The following is a 6,391-nucleotide window of genomic DNA, read 5'->3' as shown; positions in this document are numbered from 1 at the left end:
TTTATACCAGAAGTAATATCTAGATTAATCGTTACTCTTTCTGGAATTTTTAGTTCTTATTTAAGTTTCGTAATACCTTTGATGATTTTAGCTTATGTAACTATGGGTATAGCAGGTTTAAGAGAAGGTTCAGGTTTTTTATTGGCCGTAACATGTGCATTGGCTTATGCTTCAACTCTAATATCAGGTACGGCATCTTTTACAGTAGCTTATAATCTATTCCCTAGCTTTATGAATTCGGAAGATATTCAAAAAATAGCTGAAACTGCAGGAAAGTCTTTAGAGCCTTTTCTCTCTTTGAAATTTCCGCCTATACTTGATACTTTATCGGCAGTTTTATTTGCATTCATATTAGGATTAGGTATTTCTACTTTAAGAGCAAGTGAAAATAAAATGGGAGATTATTTGTATAACTCTTTCGGTGAACTATCTAATATAATAGACAGAACTTTAAGAATTTCAATAATACCATTCCTGCCTCTTTATATTTGCGGTACTTTTGTAAATATGACTAAAAGCGGACAAACATTTGTAATATTAGGAATATTGTGGAAAGTATTCTTAGTTGTAATATTAATGCATTTCATATATTTAGTTATAGTATTCTTTGTTGCAGGAGCTATAGGAAAGAAAAGTCCGATATTTCTTATCAAAAATCAAATACGCGGATATATCACCGCTTTAGGTACTCAGTCATCAGCTGCCACTATACCTGTAAACTTGCAGTGTGCCGAAAAAGACGGAATATCTGAACAAATAAGAAACTTCGTAGTACCTCTTTGTGCTAATATACACATGGCAGGCTCTATGATAACAATTACAGCATGTGCTACTGCTGTATGTTTAATGAATCAAATACCTATTTCTTATACTATAGTACTTCCTTTCATTCTTATACTTGGTATAGCTATGGTTGCCTCTCCAGGTGCTCCGGGCGGTTCCATAATGACAGCTTTGCCTTTCCTCTATATGGTAGGATTAGGTACTCCAGATAGTCCTTTATGTGCTATAATGGTTGCTTTATACATTACTCAAGACTCATTCGGTACTGCATGCAATGTTTCTGGTGATAATGCTTTGGGTGTTATAGTAGATACAATATACAAGAAAAAAGTTATAAAAACTGAAGCATAATTAAAAGATATAATATAAAAATATAAGCCGTCTAATTATTAGGCGGCTTTATTATATTCAGTATTAAAATTAATAATAAGTAAATTAACCTAATTCCAAATCTATAACTATATCGATTTCTGTAATAGAGCAATTCAATTTTTTAGCAATTTCTTCTTTGCTTAAACCTTCTTTATATAGAGATATAATATTTTGATTCCTATCAGAACTTTCTTCATCTTGTATTTTATTTGTTTTTTTAGAAGTATCTTTATCAGGCATAGGAATATTGTTTTTTATAGTTTTATCTAATTTACTTCTCAATTTTTCAATAACTTCTTTTTTAGCTTCATCATCAATAGCTTTTATAGCAGTGTCTATATTATTTTTTTTAGTTTTCTCTTTTTTTGTATCCTTTATTTCTTCTTTATTTATCTTATCTTCTTTATTTTCATTTTTTATATCTTCATTCAATTTTATATCTTTATCTAAATTATTAGTTTCATCTTTATCAGGAATTTTAGTCTCTATATTATTTTCATTACCCTCATCTTCTATTCTTATATCTAATGTACTGCCTTGATTTTTTGATTCTAAATTTTTATTATTTTCTGTAAGGACAATATCAATTTGATTATCTTCGCTTGATTTTTCTTTTATAGGTTCTTTATAATTTTTGCCGTTTAATTCGCTTGCAAGTCTATTTGCTCTGACTATAGCATCTTCTAATATTGATATTCTAGATAATGCTATATTATTAAATTCCTTTACTAATGCTTCAATTTCTTCTCTAGCTTTTGACATAGTTTCTTTTTCTAATCTTTCTCTAGCTTTAGAAACTATATAAACATAAAAAAGCGGTAAAACTACTGCTAGTAAAATTATATTTATTATTACGCTTACTAAAATTTGCATATTAGAATTATTAATTTAAACCTTATCCTAGAGTATCTATTTTAGAACCTTTAGTTTGCTCAGTTGATGAAACTTCTTCTATTCCTATAATAGAATTATTTTCATCATTATTTGTATTTCCATTTGCAATTATTCTTTTATTTTTCTTTCTATAGGACATATACCCTTGATCTTTCTGACGCTGCTGTTCATCTTTCTTTTCTTTTACTTTAGTTTCATCAGATACTGTTTCAGATTTTACAACTGTCGAATCTTTTATATAGGAATCTCTGTGTATATCTCTATCCTCGGACTGCATAGCTATGGTTTTAGCAGCCATTCTGGTATGCTCCATCCTTCCTATATGCGATTGCTGCATATACAATTGTTGTAAATCCAAAGGTGCTATAGGCATTTTTCTATCTCCATATAAGATGCCTTAAATTTCATATCCTATATATATTAATATATACTTTTTTTCCATTATTGCAAGTTAAAAAATAAATATATATACATTATATATAACAATATTAAATCATTTTTGATAAAATTTTATATGATATTATTATTATTTATAAATTGAATATGCATAAGATATTATTGCTGAAGCTGCTGATACATTCAATGAATCAAAATCGGTGCATGAATTTATTATAATACTTCCGTCAGAATTTTTTTTCAAAATATCTCTAACTCCGCTATGTTCATTTCCAAGTATAATTGCAGTAGGAGAGTCAAATTTAAAATTTTCAAGAGATATTTCTCCTTTTTCACTTGCATAGTATATCCAAAATCCTTTATCTTTCATCAATTCTATAACCCTATTGAGATTTGTTTCTATGGATATTGAAATATGATATGCAGCACCGGATGATATTTCATATACTTTTTCATTAATAGGGGCAGAATTATCTTTAGGAATTATTATTCCAGCTATATCAAAAAAGTAAGCATTTCTAATTATAGCACCTAAATTATGTACATCTGTTATGGAATCTAATATAAATATTAATGGGTTTTGTCTTTTTTCTAATGCTTTTTCTAAGAAACTTTCTATGCCTATTTCTGCATTTTCTTTTATATCAGCAGCTATTGAATATATTTTACCTACTATTTTTTCCATTTCTTTTTTATCAACAGTTCTTATAGGTACTTTATTTTTTTCTGCTAATTTTATTATTTCTTTTTCTCTTTTTGATATAGGAAACTTAATATATAAAGTTTCAACTAATTGTTTTGATATAGCCTCAACTATTGCATTTTTAGATGTAATGAACATCGCTTAATCCCAAAAAATAATTATCCAAGTTTTTGATAAAGATTTTCTATATCATCTTTATATTCTTCCATAATATTTGCTCTTTTCATTTTTAATGATTGAGTTAAGAGTCCGTTTTCTATAGTAAATTCTTTGTCAGTAATTATTATTTTAGATACAGTTTCATAAGGTCTGAATCCATTATGATAATTAATCAAATCATCTAATTCTGATTTTATTAATCTATATACATCTTTTGAATTAACTAAATCATCTGAATCCAACTTATATTTTGTAAGATATTCTTTAACATTTTCTTTATCTATTACTACAATAGCTCCAGTTGCATTTTTATCCTGTCCGACAAGCATTATCTGAGAAATATATTTAGATTCCAATGCTTTATTTTCTATAGGCTGAGGTTCTACATTTTCGCCAGTTAAAAGAACTATTGTTTCTTTAGCTCTTCCTGTTAATACAATTTCTCCTTCCTGAGTATAAGTTCCTAAATCTCCTGAATCAAAAAATCCATCAACTTTGGCTTTTGATGTTAATTCTTTATCTTTATAATATTCTTTAAATATGTTTGGACCTTTTATATAACAAACTCCCATCTCTCCGTCTTTACATACTCTGCCTTCATGATCTCTAATTTCAATTTCTACTTCCGGTATAGGAGAACCGCATGTTCCTCTATAATTTTTAAAAGGTGATCTTAAAGTTACAACAGGAGAAGTTTCTGTTATTCCCCATCCTACAACTAAATTAATTCCAGCAGCTTCAACAAAATCTTCTATATACATAGGTAAAGCTCCGCCTCCTGATATTGTGAGACGCATTTTACCTCCTGTTAATTCTATTATTTTTTTATAAACTATTTTTTTTACAATAGAATGGCAAATGGGATCAAATATTCCTATATGATATTCTGCATTTTTATGCTCTTTTTTTTCATCTCCTACTAAATATACAAGTCCTTTTTGATACCTTATATTTCTTATATATCTCATAGAACGTTTTATCATTCCTTTTATTATACTGCTTGCGAAAGCACCTTTCTTATCAATATTTTTCATTACTGTATTATAAATGTTAAGCCAAATAGCAGGAACTGAAATAAATATATTAGGAGCCTCTTCTGTAAAATCGGTTTTTAAATCTCTTTTATTTGTAATAGCTGTAAAACATCCTATTATAGCCGTTACATAAGATATTGTTCTTTCATATATATGCCATATAGGAAGTATAGTTAATAATTTTTCTCCAGGCTGTAATTTTATTATATCTGGCAAAACTCTAACATTATGTAATATATTCCCATGAGTAAGTACAACTCCCTTAGGTTTTCCTGTTGTACCTGAAGTGTATATAATTGTTGCTACAGTATTATTATTTAATTTTGCAGCCATATTGATAGCATAATTTTCATCATTATTTAATGCTTTCTCTCCAATTTCAAGAAGTTTGTCAAAAGCAAAAATATTTTTATCCGGATCATGTATGGAACTGTCTAAAAGAACTATTAATGATAAATCCTTATGATGTTTTTCTATTTTTTTAAAAACATATTCATTTTCAACTAAAGCCGCTTTTGCTTCGCTATGCTCTATTATATAATTCAATTCATCAGGAGTAGAATCATTTCCTCTTGGAACATCCGGAGAACCTAATGCCAGCAATGCCATATCTGATATAAACCATTCTATTCTGTTTTCAGAAAATATTGCTACATTCTTTCCTTTAAGCCCTTTTGTTTCAAATGCTTTAGCTATTGCATTTACTTTATTGTATAATTTTTTATATGTTAATGTTTGCTTATTATTTTCATTATCTCTAAATCTATATGCTGGACTTTGAGGCATATTTTGTACTGTTTGAAAAAAGGCACTAGGTATGGATGTGTAATTTTTCATAAAACCCTCACATAATTAATTCTTACTATTCAAAAAGATAGTTAATTATAACCATAAAAATAATATATTACAAGTTGTTTTCTATATATTTTAATACTTCTGATGTATACGTTTCTACTGTGAAAGTTTTTAGTATGGATTTTGATTTAGATAATAGACTTTCTTTCAAATTATTATAATATACATATATAATTTTTTCTGCTATCTCATCAATATTATCCATATTGCAGCTTACAGAATAATCTTTAACAGTTTCATATACTCCAGACTTATTTGATATTATAGATATGCATGAAGAGTAAAGTGCTTCTATAACTGTAAGTCCGAAAGGTTCATTTACAGCAGGCATTATAAGGGCATAACTTTTATTAAACAAATCATTTTTTTCATCATCAGATATAAATCCTTTAAATATAATATTATTATCCATATTTAGGCTATGCACCAAATCTTTTAACTTAGTTTCATGGCGTCCTTTACCTGCTATTATAAATTTTAATTCTTTATTATCTATTTGTTCTAATACCTTTTTAAATGCATATATAGCATTCTCTAAATTTTTAGGTTTTTCTATTCTGCCTATATATGCAAAGTGTTCGCTGCTGTTTATAGGCATTATATTATTTAAATCTATTTGAGTAATGCAGGGATATATAACTTCAGCATCTCTATTATAAACTCTTTTAACATTTTCTTTTGTTCTAATACTGTTTGACATTATATAATCTATTTTACTTACACCAAGTCTGTCAAGATGCATTGTATATCTTGCAATTATATCCCAAGTTTTTTGAAGTCTTTTATAACTTTCATCATCATATCCGTAAAGACGTACACTTGGTTCATGACAGTACCAAAAACTTTTAGGAAGTTTAATATTATTTTTTTCAGCATAGTTATATGCCAGTCCGAAAAATATTGCTGCTGGAAAATTATGTATTAAAACAGCATCATAATTTTTTAATTCATTAGCTAGGAATTTAGCTGACTTATTAAATAAAAATGGATTTAAAGTTATATCTGTTTTGAATTGCTTTATATAACTTGGAATATTGTCTCTTAGTCTATAAGTATAGATATTTGTTTCTATTCCTATTTTATGCCAGCTTTCTATTGTTGCCAATATTACATTCTCTGCACCACCGTTATATCCGAATGTAGGATGCAGTATAGCTATTTTCTTTATATTTTTTAAATCATTCATCGTATTATA

General features: G+C 27.6%; 6 protein-coding genes. 1 reads left to right on the top strand and 5 read right to left on the bottom strand.

Annotated features, from left to right (window positions below; translation table 11 throughout):
* A partial coding sequence (locus tag Q0J90_RS02845; protein WP_297276473.1) for a dicarboxylate/amino acid:cation symporter occupies positions 1-1,134 on the top strand: 1,134 nt, incomplete at its 5' end.
* Between the two features lie 84 nt (positions 1,135-1,218).
* Here the strand turns inward: Q0J90_RS02845 and Q0J90_RS02840 are convergent.
* From Q0J90_RS02840 to Q0J90_RS02820, 5 genes are all read right to left on the bottom strand, one after another.
* The gene (locus tag Q0J90_RS02840) at positions 1,219-2,028 is read right to left on the bottom strand and encodes a hypothetical protein (RefSeq protein WP_297276472.1); all 810 of its coding nucleotides are present in this window, start codon (positions 2,026-2,028) and stop codon (positions 1,219-1,221) included.
* A 22-nt stretch (positions 2,029-2,050) separates the two neighbouring features.
* Positions 2,051-2,422 (bottom strand): hypothetical protein, encoded by a 372-nt coding sequence (locus tag Q0J90_RS02835; protein ID WP_297276471.1) that lies wholly within the window; start codon positions 2,420-2,422, stop codon positions 2,051-2,053.
* 153 nt (positions 2,423-2,575) lie between these two features.
* Positions 2,576-3,286 carry a 23S rRNA (guanosine(2251)-2'-O)-methyltransferase RlmB gene (rlmB, locus tag Q0J90_RS02830; RefSeq protein ID WP_297276470.1) on the bottom strand — a complete coding sequence of 237 codons (711 nt, stop codon included), beginning with the start codon at positions 3,284-3,286 and terminating at the stop codon, positions 2,576-2,578.
* Positions 3,287-3,306: 20 nt separating this feature from the next.
* The gene (locus tag Q0J90_RS02825) at positions 3,307-5,178 is read right to left on the bottom strand and encodes a long-chain fatty acid--CoA ligase (protein WP_297276469.1); all 1,872 of its coding nucleotides are present in this window, start codon (positions 5,176-5,178) and stop codon (positions 3,307-3,309) included.
* 67 nt (positions 5,179-5,245) lie between these two features.
* Positions 5,246-6,382: a glycosyltransferase family 4 protein gene (locus Q0J90_RS02820; protein WP_297276468.1), complete on the bottom strand. Its 1,137-nt coding sequence runs from the start codon at positions 6,380-6,382 to the stop codon at positions 5,246-5,248.
* Positions 6,383-6,391 lie beyond the last annotated feature (9 nt).

The sequence above is a fragment of the uncultured Brachyspira sp. genome (assembly GCF_944390595.1).
In the GTDB taxonomy this organism is placed as follows: Bacteria; Spirochaetota; Brachyspiria; order Brachyspirales; family Brachyspiraceae; genus Brachyspira.
The sequence above is the reverse complement of the archived record's forward strand: the minus strand, read 5'-3'. Positions and strand labels throughout refer to the sequence as shown.